This is a genomic window from Paraburkholderia sp. A1RI_3L (assembly GCF_048957895.1).
GTDB lineage: Bacteria > Pseudomonadota > Gammaproteobacteria > Burkholderiales > Burkholderiaceae > Paraburkholderia > Paraburkholderia kururiensis.
This window is the reverse complement of record NZ_JARCHA010000073.1, coordinates 1-542: the sequence shown is the minus strand read 5'-3', so window position 1 is coordinate 542 and position 542 is coordinate 1. Positions and strand designations below refer to the sequence as shown.

Below are 542 nucleotides of genomic sequence, written 5' to 3'. Positions count from 1 at the left end.
CGTCCTGACGTTCCAGTGCGGACCGGCGCCGCAACCCGTGCAGCCGGCACCGGTGCCCGTTCCGGTACCTCCGCCGCCTCCGCCGCCTGCACCGGCGCCGAAGCACATCACGCTCGAGGGCGACGCGAACTTCGACACCGACAAGGCGACGCTGCGGCCCGACGCGCGGGCGAAGCTCGACGCGCTGATCGACGCCGCGCGCGGCACGGCGTTCACCTCGGTCACGGTGAACGGCTACACCGACTCGAGAGGCTCGGCGGCCCATAACCAGGGCCTGTCGGAGCGGCGTGCGCAGTCGGTGGCGCAGTACCTGCACGATCACGGCCTGCAGTCGCAGCGGTTCGGGACGCATGGCTACGGGGCGAGCAATCCGGTCGCCACCAACGCGACGGCGGCCGGCAGGGCACAGAACCGCCGTGTGGAAATCACGCTGGAATAAGCGCGAACAGGCTCGAACAAGCGCCAGCGCGATGGTGTCGTCCGCGGCAGCAGGCGGACGTTCGGCGGACTGCCGCTCCCCGAGGCGGTCCGTCATTTTTTTT

1 protein-coding gene is annotated in these 542 nt (G+C 70.3%); it reads left to right on the top strand.

Annotated features, from left to right (window positions below; translation table 11 throughout):
• The coding region (locus PXJ20_RS32945) for an OmpA family protein (protein ID WP_421057519.1) at window positions 1-439 on the top strand (439 nt) is incomplete at its 5' end.
• Between the last annotated feature and the right edge of the window lie 103 nt (window positions 440-542).